This window comes from Christensenella intestinihominis (assembly GCF_001678845.1).
Lineage (GTDB): Bacteria > Bacillota > Clostridia > Christensenellales > Christensenellaceae > Christensenella > Christensenella intestinihominis.
In genome coordinates this window covers 308,536-325,773 of the sequence record NZ_MAIQ01000002.1, presented here as the reverse complement: position 1 = coordinate 325,773, position 17,238 = coordinate 308,536, and the positions used below count along the sequence as shown (strand labels likewise).

Here is a 17,238-nt window from a genome sequence, read left to right as displayed (position 1 = left end):
AGTATAATAAGACAAATTATGCCGATATCAAACGATGCGTCAGGAAAATGAAATGAAAAAGAAACTTCTTATTTATATGCTGGTGTTCCTTCTTTTGCTCGTGTTTGCGGGAACGGCGCTCACGGGCTGCGCCACACTCGCGGACAGCGCCGACAGTGTGGGCAGCGCTTTTGTCGGGAAGCTTGTCGCGCGGGATTATTCGGGCGCGTTCGATTATGTGTACGTGCTCACCTCGGACGTAAATACCCGGGATGAATTTGCGGCGCGGTTTTCCAATATTTACGACGCGCTGGAAATCTCGGATGTGCGGCTCGTGTCGCGCAGCGTGGAGCCGGTCTCGGAAAACGAATATGAACTCAAATATACGCTTGCGCTCACCAGCAAAATCCTCGGCGTGCTCACCTATGATTACTCCGCCGATATCGTCGCGGGACCGCAGGGCTATACGGTGCTGTACACCCCAAGCCTCATCCTGCCCATGCTCGAGGAGGGCGATAAGGTGCGCGCTACCTCGCAGGAGGGCGCGCGGGGGGAAATTTTCTCCGCGGACGGCGCGGTGCTCGCGAAAAACGATTATGCGGACAGCGTATATATCGACCTTGAAAAGAGCCCGGATATTGAAGCGGTCAAATCCTTCCTTGCGGCGGATTTCGGCGCGGACCCGGAAACCATCCAAAAAAAGTATGACAATGCGGTTGAAAAAGCGTATCCGGTCGAGGTGCTGCTTTCCTATCCTAAGGGAACCGTCACGGACGAACAAAAAGAGGCGATTGCGGGCATAAACGGTCTTGGCTTCGACGACTCCCGTTTTACGCCCATCCGCTATTATCCACTGAAGGACGATGCGGCGCATATCATCGGATATATGGGTTCGCCGTCCGAAGAACAGCTTGCGGCAAGCGAAGACCTCTCGGAGTATTCCACGGTAGGGAAATCGGGCCTCGAAATGCAGTACGAGGATACCCTGCGCGGCAGCGACGGGCGGATTATCTATATTGAAGACGAAAAGGGAAACGTAAAGCAAACCCTGTTCGAGGACGAAAAAACGGACGGGCAGAATATCGAGCTTTCCATCGACTCAAAAACCCAGGAACGCGCTTATACGCTGATGGCGTCGAACCTCGTGGACGGGCAGAGCGGCGCGGCTCTCGTGATGGATTACACCACGGGCGCGGTGGAGGCGATGGTCTCCTATCCGTCGTTCGACAATAATCTGTTCAATTTCCCGCTCGACGAGGGAACGTGGAACTACTATAACGATGACGACGACCATCCGCTCATCAACCGCGCGACCCAGTCGGCGTATATGCCGGGCTCCTCGTTCAAGCCGTTTTCCTCCCTTCCCGCCATTGAAGCGGGAATCCTCGACGCCGATTCCGTTCCCGGAATCACTAAAAAGCCGCCGCATTCCGAGGGAAACGACAGCGATTCCTACAGCTGGACGCCGGACGTCGAGGGCTGGCATTCACGGCCGATTTATTCCAAGACCGTTGCGGAGTCGCCGTATAATTATGAAATGGCAATGAAGTCGTCCGATAATATCTTTTTCGCGTATTACGCCCTGCAAGCGGGGGTCGATCCGTTTAAATCCTATCTGGAAAAAATCGGGATCGGCGAAGCGCCGCAGTTTGAACTGCCGGTTACAGCGTCCAGTATGTTGAGCCAGTCCGAGGACGAGGTCGACTGGTTGGACTGGCTGGCCCGCACGGGCTACGGCACGGGTGAGCTTGTAATCACGCCGCTCCAGCTTGCGTGTATGTACACGGGGATTGAAAACGGCGGAACTATGATGAATCCAACGATTGTGAGGCGCACCTTTACCATTGAGGGGGAAGACGAAACGGAAACGACGGTCAGTGAAACGGCCCCGTCCGCGTTCCGGGAAGGCACGATGAGCCAGAAAGCAATCGACATGATTAAACCGGCGTTAAAGCGCGTAATGGTGAACGGTACGGGCGCGCCGGCCGGCCTTGGCGGCAGCGACGTCATCGGCAAAACGGGCACCGCGCAGGTGGGCGCCAATAATTCGCGCGAGGTCAACTGGATCATCACTTTAAACCAGGAGGACGGGAAGCTGTACCTCGTGGTCGTGGAAACGGATACCGACGAGGGCTCCAAGCCCAAAATTGCCATCCTGCGCGGCATGGTGGACGAAAACGCCTATTCGCAGATGCTGACGGGCCTTAGCGGCGGCAGCGACGATACCAGTAGCAGCGATGATACCAGCGGCGGTGAAGAATAAATACTACATTTAAAAAAGCGGGAACCGCATCTGCGGTTTCCGTTTTTGTTTCAGGGCAGGGAACGCGCTGTGTTTTATTCCCCAAGCGTGAACAGCCACGAACATGCGCACGTGTCGTCCGTGATCTCCGGGTAACAGCTCACGCACTTGCAGGTAATCCGCGGGTCAATGGTGCGGGCAAACCCGGCATATTCAATTTCTCCCACAGGCTTGCACGGATGGAATTCCATGTTTTTCCGGGAACGGGCATTCTGCACCCGGCAGGAAAGGGTGCGGTATAAAAGCGTATTGCCCTCGATGACGGCTTCATCCTCGTTGATGTTTGCGTAAAAACGAAGGGAGAGCGCTTTTTTCAGGCCCTCGAGCCCCGCTTTTTCCGGGAGCTCCAGGAATTGCTTGATGCGGCGCGCCTCGATTACGGTAAACCGTTCCCATGCCCGCGCGTCGTGCAGCATGGCCTCGTCCATACCGAGCTTGTGTTCGACCGACTGGAACCATACGCCGTCGAGCGCCAGCCAGTTTTTGGAATAAAGCCCCACCAAATGAATCAGCTGTTCCTTCGATAAATCGTCCAGTGCCTTGTTATGCTTCATAAAAAATCCTTTCCAAAAATCAAAAAGCGGCGCGGTACGGAATCCGCCGGCTTTTTGGTGCCGACTGAGCCCTGGGCCGCGCCGCCTTTATTTCAGGTTAATACTTCCGGTTCTTTTTGAACGCCTTGGCGAACAGGATAAAAACAACAAACTGAACGGCGCAGGCCGCAATCGCAAAAATGCGGATGGCCCATTGCACGCCCATATCCATATCCGGCGCTTTCAGCGTGAAGAACAGGAGGGAAATTGCCGTTACCAGGACGGCGCTCGTCACGATGAGGGTGATCCCCCATTTTTTTTCGCTCATGTTAAATCACGCGCACCTTGATGACGCCCTCGATGCCCGTAATCTCATCCACCGCCTCCTGCGAAATTTCGTGGTCAAGGTTCAGCACCGTATATGCGATATCCCCGCGGGATTTATTGGCCATATCCGCAATGTTAAGGCCATATTTCGCAATCGTATTGGTAATCTGCCCAACCATGTTCGTGAGGTTTTTATGGATGATCGTCACGCGCACCGTATCGGAAGGCGGGACAATGCATTCGGGCATGTTGACGGAATTGACGATCGTGCCCGTTTCAAAGAAGTCGCGCATCTGCTTTGCCGCCATCACCGCGCAGTTTTCCTCGCTCTCGGGCGTGGACGCGCCGAGGTGCGGGATTGCGAGTACGTTCGGATGCAAAAGCATATCGTCGTCCGGGAAGTCCGTGACATATTTTTTCACCTTGCCGCTTTCCATCGCGTCGAACAGGGAAGTCGTTTTCACGAGGCCGCCGCGCGCAAAGTTGAGGATAATTACCCCGTCCTTCATTTTGGAAAATTCGGGCGTGCTCAAAAAGCCCTTTGTTTTATCGTTCTGCGGAATGTGCAGGGTAATGAAGTCCGCCTTTTCAAGCAGCTCGTCCAGCTTTTCCGCCTTGTGCGTATACATGGAGATGGACCAGGCCCTGTCCACCGACAGGAACGGGTCGTAGCCAATGACGTTCATGCCAATGGCGGAAGCCGCGTTGGCGACCATAATGCCGATTGCTCCAAGGCCGATCACGCCGAGGGTCTTGCCCTTGACCTCGCCGCCCACGAACTGGCCCTTTCCTTTTTCCACCAGTGCGGCAACGCCGTCCTGGCCCTTTAAGGTCTTGGCCCAGTCATATGCTTCGGGAAGGTTGCGCGATGCGGAGATCATCGCCCCGATCACCAGCTCCTTCACGCCGTTTGCGTTCGCGCCGGGCGTGTTGAATACCACAATGCCCTTTTCCGTGCACTGGTCGATCGGGATGTTGTTCGTGCCCGCGCCCGCGCGCGCAATGGCAATGGTGTTTCCTGAAAAATCCATGCCGTGGCAGTCCGCGCTGCGTACGATGAATCCCTCGCTGTCGTCCTCCAGGTGGGACGATACGTTGTAATTCTCCTTCGGAAGGTAGTCATAAATCACGGGCGATATTTTATTCAGCTTTTTAATTGTATGCATAACATTGCTCCTATCTTGCGTCGCAGCGCGCCCCTTTCGTTCGTTTCCACACTTCGGGAATCTCACCTTGCGGGCAACTGCTCCTTTTCCCCAAACGACTCGTTCGCTTCGCTCTTTCGGGCCGTTCGGGGGCTCCTTGCACTAGCGGGTTTGCTTCCGGCCGGGGTTCATATGCCCAGGCCCAGACGCCGCTTACCTGTGCTTTGCTTCAAATTCCGCCATAAACGCGATCAGGCTGCGCACCCCGTCCTCGGGCATCGCGTTATAGATACTCGCGCGCATGCCGCCCACGCTGCGGTGGCCCTTGAGGTTCACAAGGCCCGCCTTTTTCGCTTCGGCAACGAACTCCTTGTCAAGGTCCGCGTCGCCCGTTACAAACGGCACGTTCATCATCGAACGGTCCGCGCCCTCGACGGTCGCGCTGAAAAGGGAGGAATTGTCGAGGAAGTCATACAGCATCGCCGCTTTTTCCCGGTTGATCTTTTCCATTTCGGCAACGCCGCCCAGCTTTTTCAGGTTTTTGAACACCAGTCCCGCGATATAAATCGCATAGGTGGGGGGCGTATTGAACATGGAACCATTGTCGGCATGCGTCTTGTAACGCAGCATCGTGGGGATATCCTCCGGCGCGTTTTCCACAAGGTCCTTGCGCGCGATCACAATGGTCACGCCCGCAGGCCCGATGTTTTTCTGCGCGCCCGCATAAATAAGGCCGTAATCCGCCACGTTGATTACTTCGGAGAGAATGCAGGAGGACATATCGGAAACAAGCGGAAGGTTCCCCACCGGGGGAAGCTTCGTATACTTCGTTCCATAAATTGTGTTGTTGGAAGTAATGTGTACATAATCCGCGTCCGGCGTAAACATATCCGCCGAAAGCTTGGGGATGTAAGAGAACGTCTTATCCTCAGAGGATGCGACAACGTTCACCTCGCCGAACTTTTTCGCTTCGGCAATCGCTTTTTTCGACCACTGGCCCGTATTCACCGCGTGGACCTTTTTGTATTTTGTCATCAGGTTCATGGGAACCATGGCAAACTGCATCGACGCGCCGCCCTGTAAAAACAGTACGTCATAGTTGTCCGGGATATCGAGCAGCTCGCGCAAATCCGCCTCGGCGGTGTCGATAATGTTCTGGTATTCGGCGCTGCGGTGGCTCATTTCCATCACGTTCATGCCGCTTTCGCCATACGAAATGAAGTCTTTTTGCGCCTGTTTCAGCACATTCATGGGCAGGCACGCGGGGCCGGCCGAAAAGTTGTACACTCTTTCTTCCATTGCTTTTGACCTCCTAAAAATTGAAGGACAGGCCACGGCGTTTCCTGTGCCGCTCTGTCCAAAATATCATATACAACTATCATTATAATATGGGAAGGCCGCATTTTCAATACTTAAGGTAGAATGCACACGTGTGGCGTGCCCCTCCCGGCGCCCGCGGAACGGATACGGACGGATACATTTTCCGGCGGCGCGGGCCGCGGGGTTAAAATTTCCCAAAACAAACTGAATTTGTGGATGGAATGGTATATAATAAATAAGTAATAGGGAATAGTTAATTAAGTAATAGGAAATAGTTAATAATGAATAATTAAGGGATCGGCTGCGCCGATGAATAAACCCGTCCGCAGAGCGTACTCCATAATTTTTCATTTGAAAAAAGACCGAAGGGAGCGAGATTTTGGATTTATTTTCCGCAAACGGCAATATGGAAAAAAGCGCCCCCCTCGCGGACCGGATGCGTCCGCGGACGCTCGACGAGTTCCTGGGGCAGGAGCATATCGTAGGGAAAAATACGCTGCTTCGCCGCGCGATCGAGGCGGATAAGCTTGGTTCGTGTATTTTCTGGGGCCCGCCCGGGTGCGGGAAAAGTACCCTCGCGGCAATTGTCGCCCATACCACGGGCAGCGATTTTTATAAGCTCAACGCGGTTACCAGCGGCGTGAAGGACGTGCGCGAGGTAATCGACCAGGCGGAGGGGAATCTTAAAATGTACGGGCGGGAAAGCTTCCTGCTCCTCGACGAGTGCCACCGCTGGTCAAAGTCCCAGTCCGACAGCGTCCTCCCGGCAATGGAAAGCGGCGTCATCAAGCTGATTGGCTCCACCACGGAAAACCCCATGGCCGCGATGACAAGCGCAATCGTTTCGCGCTGCCGTTTATTTGAATTCTACGCGCTCGGCGAGGAAGACGTGAAAAAAGCAATCTTCCGCGCGGCGGAGGACGAAGAGCACGGCTTTGGCAATATGGAGCTTACAATCGACATGGAAGCGGCGGCCCACTGGGCGTCCGTCTCCAACGGCGACATCCGCAGCGCCCTCAATGCGCTCGAGCTCGCGGTGCTCACGACGAGTCCCGATAAAAAGGGGCGGGTGCATATCACCCTTGAAATTGCGGAACAATCCATCCAGCAGCGCGCCGTCAGGATGGACGACAACGAATATTACGATATGCTGTCCGCGTTCTGCAAGTCCCTGCGGGGCAGCGACAGCGACGCGGCGCTTTTCTGGTTTGCGCGCATGATCTATGCGGGGGTCGACCCGCGCGTGCCCGTGCGGCGGATGATCGCGCACGCCTCAGAGGATGTGGGCCTCGCGAACCCAAGCGTTTTGAACCAGTGCGTGGCGGCGATGCAGGCCCTCGAATTCAACGGCATGCCCGAGGCGCGCCTCAACATTGCGCAGGCGATTATTTACCTGTGCGAATCGCCCAAGAGCAACAGCGTGCTGCTCGCGGTCGATTCGGCGGCAAAGGCCGCGCGCGAAGCGTCCCGGCAGGATGTGCCCGCCTATTTGCAGGATACGAATTTTGAAAAGGCGAAGCACGAAAAAAAGGGCAAGGATTATAAATACGCGCACGATTACCCGCGGCATTACGTGCAGCAGCAATACCTGCCCGACGAACTGAAGGACAGCGTGTTTTACCGTCCCTCCATGCAGGGCTACGAGCAAAAGGTGCACGAATACCGCCGGTTTATCGGAAAAGAAAAAAAGCCCGAAAAATAACGGATAAAATTTGCTTGGTTGATTTCCCCCCGAAAGTGTTTTAAGATAGGGAATAGATTACCAAACTTGCTCGGTATCATATACGGGCGGCTATTGGCATGGAGGCGCCGGCTTGAAACCACACGAAAACAAATCTGAAAAAGAATTGCTCCGGACAATCGAGGCGCTGGAGAAAGAAATAAAGGAACGCCGGGAATATGATTCCCTGACCGGATTATATAACAAGGAAACCTTCTACGGGAAGACCAGGGAACTACTGGAAAAAGACGGGGAAACAAGCTACGCGATCGTCTGCCTTGATATCCAGCATTTCAAGCTGATTAACGACCTTTGCGGGACGGAAGCGGGCGACCGCCTCCTTCGTTACATGGGGGAAAAGATTGGAAGCCAGGCTGTTTCAAAGGCGGGAATCGCCGGGCATATCACGGCGGACGTATTTGTCGCCTGCACGGCGGCGCACGAAGGGCTTGCGGAATCCATAGAAAATATGGCGGCCGACTGGCTCAGGCAATACCCGCTCGAAATGGAAATCATCCCGGCAATCGGCATCTACCGCATCCATGACAGGACGCTTCCCGTCAGCCTGATGTGCGACCGCGCAATCCTTGCCGCAAAATCGGTCAAGGGAAATTATATGCGCCATACGGCGGAATACCATACCGGCCTGATGAATTCCATCATAGAGGAGCAGGATATTTTTGATTCGGCCGAGCACGCCCTCCAAAATAAAGAATTCCACATCTATATCCAGCCAAAATGCGATATCCGCAATGGAAAAATTGTAGGTGCGGAAGCGTTGGTGCGCTGGATTCGCCCCGGGAAGGGCCTGCTTCCGCCCGATTCGTTTATCCCGGCGTTTGAAAAAAACGGCTTTATTGTAAAGCTGGACGCCTATGTGTGGGAAGAAGTGTGCGTCCTGTTGCGCAACTGGATAGACGCGGGCAATACGGCAATCCCGATTTCCGTAAATGTTTCCCGCAAAAGTCTTTATGAAAATAATTTTTATGATTTTATCGCCGGTCTCGTCCGGAAATACCGCCTTGAACCCAAATTGCTTGAACTTGAAATTACGGAAACCGCATACACGGAGAACCTCGAACAAATCCTCGAAGTGGTCGGCAGGCTGCGCGCGGCGGGCTTTACGGTTCTGATGGACGACTTTGGGAGCGGATATTCCTCGCTCAACATGCTCAAAGACATTAATGTAGACGTCCTCAAGATCGATTTGCGCTTTTTGCAGAAGATGAACGGGCAGGACCAGCGGAGCCAAAATATCATCGAATCCGTGGTCCGCATGGCCAAGTGGCTGAAGCTGAGCGTGGTTGCGGAAGGTGTGGAGACGGCCGAACAGGTGAATTTCCTGATGGGCGTCGACTGCCGCTATGCGCAGGGCTATTATTTCTATAAGCCCATGCCCAGTGAAGATTTTGAAGCCCTGCTCCTCACCGGCGGCAGTGTCGACTATAATGGAATCGTGTCCCCGGGCGAGAGGGGAATCACCTTTGAAAGCCTGTTCCAGTCCGGCATGATGTCAAAAAAGCTCCTCAACAACATCCTCGGCGGCGTGGCGCTTTATCAGTATTACAATGGAAATCTATCCATTATCCGCGTGAACGACGGCTACTACCGGATCACCGGCTGCAATCCCGAAATGCTGCGGGTGAAGGGGCAGCATATCCTTGACCGCGTGCCCGAGGAAGACCAGCCGATTGTGCGCGATGCGCTCCGGCGGGCGAAGGAAGACCCGTCCCAGGGGGTGGAAATACAGTTCCGCAGGCGTAGGCTGTGCGGGACCCTGATGTGGATGCATATGCGGCTTTTTTACCTGTCCGAATCGGACGGACGGGAAATTTATTATGCGTCCATCAACGATATAACGCAGCGCAAGGAAGCGGAAGCGCAGCTCAGGCAGTCGGAAGAGCTTTACCGCAGGGCAATGCTCTCCACAGGCCGCATCCCCTTTATGTTCGACGTGGAAAAGCGGAGTATCGTTTATGACGAAACCCAGTCGGTCATGGGGGATTCGGACAGGCTCATCTCCGGCCTGCCGGAAAGCCTGATGGAAGCGGGCGCGGTGGTGCCCGAGCATATGCAGCGCCTGCATGATTTTTTCTATGACGTAATCAACGGGAAACCGAATTCCACACAGGAAGCCCTGCTGCGCCTCAAGGACGGCTCCTACGGCTGGCGGCGCGCGTCCATGACCACGATTTTCGACCAATTCGGCACGCCGGTAAAGGCCTTCGGCGTGCTCGAGGACATCACGTACGAGCACGACCTCGAGGAACGGCTGCGCCAGGGAGAAAAACAGCTTTCCGACCTGAAAGCGGAAAACCAGATGGCGGCAATTTCGCTCCTCAATAAAATAGCGATTTGCGGCCTTATCGGCGGCTACTGCGAAGAAAATTTCCCGCTTTATTTTATCAACGACGAAATGCTGCGTCTCATGGGCTATGATTCCCATGAAGATTTTATAGAGCATACGGGCGGCTTTGTGGGGAATACAATCCATCCGGACGATGCCGCCCGCGTCGGGCGGGAACTCGGGACCGATTATTACGAGGGACAGGAATACAGCGTACAATACCGTACGCTCAGGAAAGACGGAAGCTTTTTCTGGACGCTCGACAAGGGGCGCGTCGTGGAAGCGGAAGACGGCAGGCTCGCCATCCTCAGCGTATGTATCGACCTTTCGGACCAGCAGCAGGCCGGGGAAAAGGAAGGGCGGCCGTAGCGCGCTGCAAAACGCCCCGGTTTTCCCCTTTACAAAGCGCGGCTTGTGCAATATAATGGTGAATACCGGAAAAATAAAGAATCCGGCGCAGGACCGGCAAACGTTTTTTAAAGTGGCCCACACAGCGAGCGGGAGATGGTGGAAGACCCGCGGCAACGCTTTTTAAAATTATCACGCGTCCGCACATGCGCCGCGCGTCCCGCGCGTTACAGCGGGAATGAGCGTCCCGCCGCGCAATCCTTGCGCACGGGAAATTCAGGTGGTACCGCGTATAAAAACGTCCTGACTTGGTCAGGACGTTTTTTAATGAATAAGGAATAGGTAATAAAGGATATGAGTACCGGAGTGATTGATAAATCTTTTGATTTTGCAATAAGGATTATCAAACTATATCAATACCTCTGCCAAAATAAACAAGCATACACGTTGGCAAAACAAATCCTGAAAAGCGGTACGAGTATTGGGGCCAACCTGCGGGAAGCAAAGTATGCACAGAGCAGAATGGATTTTATATCGAAAAATTCAATTGCGCTCAAAGAAGCGGCAGAAACGGAATATTGGCTTGAATTGCTGTTTATGACAGGCTATATCGGTGAAAAGCAGCACGCAAGCTTGAAAAACGATTGCTCTGAATTAATCAAAATGCTGACCGCAATTGTAAAAACAACAAAGCAAAAGGAATAATTGTCGCGAAGCGACACATTCTCTATTCTCTGTTACTTGTTAATTATTACTTGATTACTTATCGACCGAAAGGAGATAAACGATGTACAAAAAAGTTCCTACCGATTTAAAATTTGGCGACCGCGAGCTGGAGGTCCTTAACTTCTGGCACGAAAACAAAATATTCGAGCAGAGCATGAAGGAGAACGAAAACGGCCCCCAGTTCACCTTTTACGACGGCCCGCCGACGGCCAACGGCAAGCCGCATATCGGGCACATCCTCACGCGTTGCATCAAAGACCTGATCCCGCGTTATAAGACCATGCAGGGCTATAACGTCCTGCGCAAGGCGGGCTGGGACACGCACGGCCTCCCGGTGGAGCTCGAGGTGGAAAAAATGCTCGGCCTCGACGGGAAAGAGCAGATCGAGGAATACGGCGTGGAGCCGTTCATCCAGAAATGCAAGGAATCCGTGTGGAAATACAAGGGCGAGTGGGAAAAGATGTCCGACCGCGTCGGCTATTGGGCGGATATGGACGATCCATACATCACCTATGACAACGACTATATCGAGTCCGTCTGGTGGTCGTTAAAGGAAATCCACAAAAAAGGCCTGCTCTATAAGGGCCATAAAATCGTGCCCTACTGCCCGCGCTGCGGCACGGCGCTCTCCTCGCACGAGGTCGCGCAGGGCTATAAGGACGTGAAGGAAACGTCCATCTTTGTGCGCTTCAAGGTGCGCGGCGAAGACGCGTATTTCCTCGCGTGGACGACGACCCCGTGGACGCTTCCGTCAAACGTGGCGCTGTGCGTGAACCCGAATGAGGAATACGTGCTCGCGCAGGATAAAAACGGCGACCAGTATTACCTCGCGAAAGCGCTGTGCGAAAAGCTTCTCGGCGAAGACGCGCATATTGTGAGCAAGTTTACGGGCAAAGAGCTCGAGTTCAAGGAATACGAACCGCTGTTCGATTTTGCGCATCCGGACGAAAAGGCGTGGTATATCACGTGTGATACGTATGTAACGCTTACGGACGGCAGCGGCATTGTCCACATTGCGCCCGCGTTCGGCGAGGACGACGCGAACGTCGGCAGGAACTACGGCCTTCCGTTCGTGCAGCTTGTAAAGCCGGACGGCACCATGTCGAAAGAGACCAAATGGCCGGGCGTGTTCGTGAAAAAGGCGGACAAGCTGATTATTGAAGATTTAAGGGACCGCGGCCTGCTCTTTGCGGAAATGCCGTACGAGCACAGCTATCCCTTCTGCTGGCGGTGCGATACGCCCCTCATCTATTACGCGCGCAGCACGTGGTTCATCAAAATGACCGAGCTGCGGGATAACCTGCTGAAAAACAACGCCAGCGTCAACTGGCTGCCCGAAAACATCCGCGACGGGCGCATGGGCAATTTCCTTGAAAACGTCATCGACTGGGGAATCTCCCGCGAACGGTATTGGGGAACGCCCCTCCCGGTGTGGACGTGCGGCTGCGGCCATGTCCATGTGGTCGGCTCGCGGCAGGAGCTGCGCGATATGGCGGAGCAGGACGTGCCCGAAGATATCGAGCTGCACAAGCCGTTCCTCGACCCGATTACATTAAAATGCCCGGAATGCGGCGGCTCCATGCACCGCGTGCCCGAGGTCATCGACTGCTGGTACGACAGCGGCTCCATGCCCTTCGCCCAGTGGCACTATCCCTTTGAGCATAAGGAAGAGTTCGAGAGCCACTTCCCGGCGAACTTCATCAGCGAGGCGGTCGACCAGACGCGCGGCTGGTTCTATACCCTGCTTGCCATCGGCACGCTGATTTTTGACAAAGCGCCCTTTGAAAACTGCATCGTGCTCGGCCATGTGCAGGATAAGGACGGCCAGAAGATGAGCAAGCATAAAGGCAACGTCGTCGACCCGTGGAGCGTGCTCGATAAACAGGGCGCGGACGCGGTGCGGTGGTATTTCTATTCGGCGAGCGCGCCGTGGCTGCCCTCGCGTTTTTACGACGAAGCGGTCAGCGAAATGCAGCGCAAATTCATGGGAACGCTGTGGAATACGTACGCATTCTATATCCTCTATGCGGATATCGATAAATTCGACCCGACGAAATACAAACTGAATCCCACGAACATCATGGATAAGTGGGTGCTGTCCCGCCTCAATTCGCTCGTGAAATCGGTGACGGACGACCTCGACAACTACCGGATCGTGGAACCGTCGCGCGACTTAAATAAATTCGTGGACGAGCTTTCCAACTGGTATGTGCGCCGGTGCCGCGACCGCTTCTGGGGCAGCGGCATGGAGCAGGATAAAATAGACGCCTACATGACGCTCTATACGGTGCTCGAGACGCTCACGCGCCTGCTTGCGCCCTTCACGCCGTTCATGACGGAGAGCATCTACCAGAACCTCGTGCGCACCAATGATAAAAACGCCCCGGTGTCGGTGCATCTCTGCAAATGGCCGCAGGCGGACGCGGCGCTCATGGATGCGCAGCTTGAACGCGATATGGACGCGGTTTTGAACGTGGTGAACCTCGGCCGCGCGTGCCGTAACACGGCGAATATCAAGAACCGCCAGCCGATTGCGAAAATTTTTGTCTCCGGCATCGACCACCTGGACGAAACCTTCCTCGACGTGATCCGCGGGGAACTCAACGCAAAAGAGGTCGAGCTCGGCGCGGCCGCGGCGGAATACATCACCTACAACGTGAAACCGCAGATGCGCACGCTGGGGCCGAAATACGGCAAGCTGCTCGGCGGCATCCGCGCGCATCTCGCGCAGGCGGACGGCATGCTCGTGGTCGGCACTGTCAGGGGCGGCGCGGCCTATGAGTTCGAGGTAGACGGAAACAAGGTTTCCCTGATGGAAGAGGACGTGCTGGTCGAACCCGCCCAGCGCGAGGGCTTTGTCGCCGAAACAAGCGGCGATTTTGCGGTTATTATCGATACGACGCTGACCCCCGGGCTGATCGAGGAAGGCAACGTGCGCGAGCTGATTTCCAAAATCCAGACGATGCGCAAGGAAGCGGGCTTCGAGGTGACGGACAAAATCGAGCTCTACGCCAAAGATAACGACAAAATCACCGCCATCATGGAAAACAATGAAGACCAGATTCTCAGCGAAGTCCTTGCCTGCGGCGTGCAGTACGGCACAACGGAAGGCTACGAAAAGGAATGGAACATCAACGGGGAAAAGGTTACCCTCGGCGTGAAAAAGGCATAAACGAGGCCCCGGCCTATCATTCTTAAAAGTCAGGATTTTTCCTGGTTTTGGAATGGAAAACAGGACGCAGCCATGTTATAATGACCCAAAAGGAAAGGGAAGGGACTTGCTATGGCGGGAACGAATCTGGACGATATCATGGAAGCAATCATGGGCATGAATGAAAAGATGGATGTCAAATTTGAACAGACGGACCAAAAAATCGATGCCCTGCGCATGGAAATGAACCTGAAATTCGATTTGATCGAGAGCAAGATCGACGAGCGGACGACCAGCAGGATTGTAACGCTCGAGCGCGAGATGGAAGTCGTCAAGCATACCCTAAAAGAGACCCTTGCCGATATCGAGAAGCTGAAGCAGGCAAGATAGTATCACGGATAAATACCGAAGGGCCGCACACGGTGCGGCTCTTTTTTTGTATAAAATTATCGCTGGATAATCAGCACGTTAAACGGCTTGTCCTCCTCCGCGCATACCTGCCGTGCCTCGTGGATGATGTGGTTTTTGCGTGTGCAGATCACAACCCCGCGGTCGGCGCACCGTACCGCTTCCCGCAGCGTAAGGGGCGGGCCCACGCTTTGGTATTGGATGATTTCGATATCGTCCTCCGTAAATATCAATATTTTCATAAAATGCCCCCATTTATAAAAAAAGTGAATTCATAATAAATGATATTTGCATTCGTTTTTACCAGATGAATCATAAATACAGCTATAATGAAGACATAGTGAATGCAATTTTTATTCAAACCGGGAGAATCAAGTAAGGTATGGGTTCAAAACAACAGCTTTTGCCAATTCATATAAAATCCACAAAAGCGGGAATATCCACTTATACATTACGTTTGCCCCGGGATTTGCTCGACCAGCTCCACTATGTTGCGGATTATGAGGGCCGTTCCGCGAATATGGAAATTATCCAACTCATCAAAAAGCATATCGCCGAATTTGAAGAAAAGCACGGCGAGATCAAGTAATTAAAATCCCATGCGGTTTCCGCATGGGATTTTTTGTCTGCAAATCATATCCAGAATATATCCGCCCGCCTCACCGGGCAAACGGGATCGTCGCCGCGTTCGCTTCATCCAGGATCGGCACGACATATTCAAAAATCATGCCTGTGAAGCTGCGCACGTCCCCGCCCGCGCCGTCCGGGAAGGTCACGTAAATGGGGTCGGTCACCGTGCCCGTCGCAAAATCGACGTAAGGGTTCTCTTCCGTCACCGTGGATTCGAGCTCCACCTCCTGCCCGTCCGGTCCCAAAAAGCGGTTTTTCGCCGGATGGGCAATTGTCACACCCTTTTCAATATATTTGATCGTCACGCAGTCTGACCCGGCCGCCTCGCCGAAATCCCATTCCGCATCGTCAAAGGCCACGTCCGTCAGCGTCACGGTCGCGCCGGGGAAAATTTCGATTTTCTTCCCCAGCTCGTCGAACGAAACGCGTACCTCCTTCCTGTTTTTCCAGTCCTCCCGGTAGGGGACGAGGGTCACGGACGTTGTTGTATCCATATCGGCCGCAAACTCGAGTATGTTGCGGACATATCCGGTATGGCCTATTACGCCGCCGGAGCCTGTCGCCCGGCCAAGGGCGTTGCCGTCCTGGTCGTAGACCATAAAATTCACAAACGGCATAATACTCATGCCGGGGTCCTCCATTGCCTGTGCGGGCTGCGCGTCCCCGTCTGTTGCGGACCTATCCGGGGAAGGCTGTTGTGCGCCGATTCGTTTGAAGGCCGCGGGGATTTCCTCGCCGAGCACCACCATCCCGCCGTTTTCCGTGAGGGATACGCGTTCCACCACAACCTTGTGCGTGTAATCCGCAAAGCCATATTCCTCTTCAAATTCCTGTGGAAAATCCTCCCGGACTTCGATTTCCGTTTTGGGATAGGAAATTTTTGCTTTGGCGTTCGCTTCCGAAAGGTCAATCTGGAAATCCGCGCCCCATTTTCCCTGCGCCCCGAGCAGGTTTTCCATTTCCAGCGTCAGGGTGAAGGTCTCGGGGATGTTGTCCGCCAGCGCGAAGGTGTTCATTCCCACAAATGTGTGCTCGTCCCGGATGTAATTCTTCCCGCCGCGTCCGCCGGACGAGAGCACATCGAGGGGCTTTCCGTCCGCCAGCGGCCAGGCGAACATCCCGCCGAGCCAGTCCGCCGGGTCTGCGGTGTCGTACATCTCGGAAAATTCCTCGTCCGTGAGTCCCTCGCCTATGGTCTTCCTGACAGTGTCGCGGATCGTCTGTTCCGTGTGGATGGTATAAAATACGCTCAGGTAATTCGTGTCCATCGCAATATTATCGATGGTAAGGGTAACGCCCTCCGTGTTCCCGGTCGTGTCGGAAAGCACCGCGCCAAGCTGTTCTTTAAGCGGCGGGATATCCATGCCAACCTTGTCGCTGTTTTCTTCCAAATAGCCCTGCTGCGAAGAATAGTCCTGCTCGGGCGCGCCCTCAAAATAGGAAATTTCACTGCCCTGCATTTTCAGGATATAATTAACGGCAAACGCCGTACCGCATATAAGCGTCGCGGCAATCAGCACCGCCGCCGCAAGCGGAAGCCTGCGCCGCCGGACACGCCGCCTTTGCGTCCGCGGCGCAAACGACTGTAATAAATTTTCTATTTTCTGGCCGAACCCGTCCGGCGTGCGGATTGGCTCCTTTTTTGCAATTTGCCGGATATAACGATCAAAATCCATGCTGTACCTCCTCCTTGAGTATAATTTCCCGGAGCTGCTCCCGTGCCCGCGCAAGGCGGGATTTCACGGTTCCTGCCGGAAGGCCGAGGATGCGGGCGATGTCCATAATCCGCATATCTTCATAATAAAAGAGATAGACAGGAATGCGCATATGGTCGGGGAGGCTGTTTACATAAGCGGAAAGCTGCGAAGGCTCCCCGGGTTCCTCCGCGCCGGCGTCCCCTATCTCGCCGATATCGTCTATGCTCGCCGCGTTCCAGCGCCTGCGCACGATTTGGTAAGCCTCGTTGATGGTAATCCTGTAAATCCACGGCCGGAACGCCCCGGTGTCTTTCAGCGTGCGAAGGCTGCGAAATGCCCGGTAAATCGCTTCACAGACCGCATCTTCCGCGTCGTGGCTGTTTTTTAAAATACATCTTGCCGTGCGGAAAAGGTTGTCTTTATATTGCATCACCAATTCCGAAAATTGTTCATGTGATAAAACATCCAAAACGGAAATCCTCCATGGGTTATTTGTCATGACACAAATAAGATGCGGAAATGAAAGAAAAGGTTCCCTTTATTGTATATTTTTTCCCGTGAAGTGTAAAATCCCGAATAAAACTTACACTTTGGAACAAAAACGC

The 17,238-nt window shown here is 54.1% G+C and carries 14 protein-coding genes; 7 read left to right on the top strand and 7 right to left on the bottom strand.

Annotated elements, in window-relative coordinates:
- Positions 1-52: 52 nt before the first annotated feature.
- Positions 53-2,242 (top strand): penicillin-binding transpeptidase domain-containing protein, encoded by a 2,190-nt coding sequence (locus tag BBD38_RS04200; protein WP_066684945.1) that lies wholly within the window; start codon positions 53-55, stop codon positions 2,240-2,242.
- Positions 2,243-2,316: 74 nt separating this feature from the next.
- Here the strand turns inward: BBD38_RS04200 and BBD38_RS04195 are convergent, their stop codons facing one another.
- The 4 genes from BBD38_RS04195 to serC form a co-directional block, all read right to left on the bottom strand.
- A complete protein-coding gene (locus tag BBD38_RS04195) occupies positions 2,317-2,835 on the bottom strand; it encodes a DUF6125 family protein (protein WP_066684938.1) in 519 nt (172 codons plus the stop codon).
- Between the two features lie 97 nt (positions 2,836-2,932).
- Positions 2,933-3,142, bottom strand: a complete 210-nt coding sequence (locus BBD38_RS04190) for a hypothetical protein (RefSeq protein ID WP_066684935.1) — start codon at positions 3,140-3,142, stop codon at positions 2,933-2,935.
- Position 3,143: 1 nt separating this feature from the next.
- A complete protein-coding gene (locus BBD38_RS04185) occupies positions 3,144-4,307 on the bottom strand; it encodes a phosphoglycerate dehydrogenase (RefSeq protein ID WP_066684932.1) in 1,164 nt (387 codons plus the stop codon).
- Between the two features lie 192 nt (positions 4,308-4,499).
- Positions 4,500-5,585, bottom strand: coding sequence for a 3-phosphoserine/phosphohydroxythreonine transaminase (gene serC / locus BBD38_RS04180; protein WP_066684929.1), 1,086 nt, complete (start codon positions 5,583-5,585; stop codon positions 4,500-4,502).
- 400 nt (positions 5,586-5,985) lie between these two features.
- Here serC and BBD38_RS04175 point away from each other — a divergent pair, with 400 nt between their 5' ends.
- The 5 genes from BBD38_RS04175 to BBD38_RS04155 all read left to right on the top strand — a co-directional run bounded on the left by BBD38_RS04175 (position 5,986) and on the right by BBD38_RS04155 (position 14,288).
- Positions 5,986-7,308 (top strand): replication-associated recombination protein A, encoded by a 1,323-nt coding sequence (locus tag BBD38_RS04175; RefSeq protein WP_066684926.1) that lies wholly within the window; start codon positions 5,986-5,988, stop codon positions 7,306-7,308.
- Positions 7,309-7,420: 112 nt separating this feature from the next.
- Positions 7,421-10,042: an EAL domain-containing protein gene (locus BBD38_RS04170; protein ID WP_066684923.1), complete on the top strand. Its 2,622-nt coding sequence runs from the start codon at positions 7,421-7,423 to the stop codon at positions 10,040-10,042.
- Between the two features lie 333 nt (positions 10,043-10,375).
- Positions 10,376-10,726: a four helix bundle protein gene (locus BBD38_RS04165; RefSeq protein WP_066684920.1), complete on the top strand. Its 351-nt coding sequence runs from the start codon at positions 10,376-10,378 to the stop codon at positions 10,724-10,726.
- Positions 10,727-10,808: 82 nt separating this feature from the next.
- Complete coding sequence (ileS, locus tag BBD38_RS04160; protein WP_066684918.1) at positions 10,809-13,919, top strand: isoleucine--tRNA ligase; 3,111 nt, start codon at positions 10,809-10,811, stop codon at positions 13,917-13,919.
- A gap of 111 nt (positions 13,920-14,030) precedes the next feature.
- Positions 14,031-14,288: a hypothetical protein gene (locus BBD38_RS04155; protein ID WP_066684916.1), complete on the top strand. Its 258-nt coding sequence runs from the start codon at positions 14,031-14,033 to the stop codon at positions 14,286-14,288.
- Positions 14,289-14,344: 56 nt separating this feature from the next.
- Here BBD38_RS04155 and BBD38_RS04150 read toward each other — a convergent pair whose 3' ends face one another.
- Positions 14,345-14,548, bottom strand: coding sequence for a hypothetical protein (locus BBD38_RS04150; protein WP_066684914.1), 204 nt, complete (start codon positions 14,546-14,548; stop codon positions 14,345-14,347).
- A gap of 140 nt (positions 14,549-14,688) precedes the next feature.
- Here BBD38_RS04150 and BBD38_RS04145 point away from each other — a divergent pair, with 140 nt between their 5' ends.
- Positions 14,689-14,895, top strand: a complete 207-nt coding sequence (locus BBD38_RS04145) for an Arc family DNA-binding protein (RefSeq protein ID WP_066684912.1) — start codon at positions 14,689-14,691, stop codon at positions 14,893-14,895.
- A gap of 70 nt (positions 14,896-14,965) precedes the next feature.
- Here the strand turns inward: BBD38_RS04145 and BBD38_RS04140 are convergent, their stop codons facing one another.
- The gene (locus tag BBD38_RS04140) at positions 14,966-16,612 is read right to left on the bottom strand and encodes a DUF4179 domain-containing protein (RefSeq protein WP_066684910.1); all 1,647 of its coding nucleotides are present in this window, start codon (positions 16,610-16,612) and stop codon (positions 14,966-14,968) included.
- Positions 16,602-17,102 carry an RNA polymerase sigma factor gene (locus BBD38_RS04135; RefSeq protein WP_172807756.1) on the bottom strand — a complete coding sequence of 167 codons (501 nt, stop codon included), beginning with the start codon at positions 17,100-17,102 and terminating at the stop codon, positions 16,602-16,604. The genes BBD38_RS04140 and BBD38_RS04135 overlap by 11 nt, the downstream gene beginning before the upstream one ends.
- Between the last annotated feature and the right edge of the window lie 136 nt (positions 17,103-17,238).

Coding starts and splice junctions, on each gene's coding strand:
- BBD38_RS04200 (WP_066684945.1), top strand. CDS start 53: ATGAAAAAGAAACTTCTTATTTATATGCTGGTGTTCCTTCTTTTGCTC.
- BBD38_RS04195 (WP_066684938.1), bottom strand. CDS start 2,835: ATGAAGCATAACAAGGCACTGGACGATTTATCGAAGGAACAGCTGATT.
- BBD38_RS04190 (WP_066684935.1), bottom strand. CDS start 3,142: ATGAGCGAAAAAAAATGGGGGATCACCCTCATCGTGACGAGCGCCGTC.
- BBD38_RS04185 (WP_066684932.1), bottom strand. CDS start 4,307: ATGCATACAATTAAAAAGCTGAATAAAATATCGCCCGTGATTTATGAC.
- serC (WP_066684929.1), bottom strand. CDS start 5,585: ATGGAAGAAAGAGTGTACAACTTTTCGGCCGGCCCCGCGTGCCTGCCC.
- BBD38_RS04165 (WP_066684920.1), top strand. CDS start 10,376: ATGAGTACCGGAGTGATTGATAAATCTTTTGATTTTGCAATAAGGATT.
- ileS (WP_066684918.1), top strand. CDS start 10,809: ATGTACAAAAAAGTTCCTACCGATTTAAAATTTGGCGACCGCGAGCTG.
- BBD38_RS04155 (WP_066684916.1), top strand. CDS start 14,031: ATGGCGGGAACGAATCTGGACGATATCATGGAAGCAATCATGGGCATG.
- BBD38_RS04150 (WP_066684914.1), bottom strand. CDS start 14,548: ATGAAAATATTGATATTTACGGAGGACGATATCGAAATCATCCAATAC.
- BBD38_RS04145 (WP_066684912.1), top strand. CDS start 14,689: ATGGGTTCAAAACAACAGCTTTTGCCAATTCATATAAAATCCACAAAA.
- BBD38_RS04140 (WP_066684910.1), bottom strand. CDS start 16,612: ATGGATTTTGATCGTTATATCCGGCAAATTGCAAAAAAGGAGCCAATC.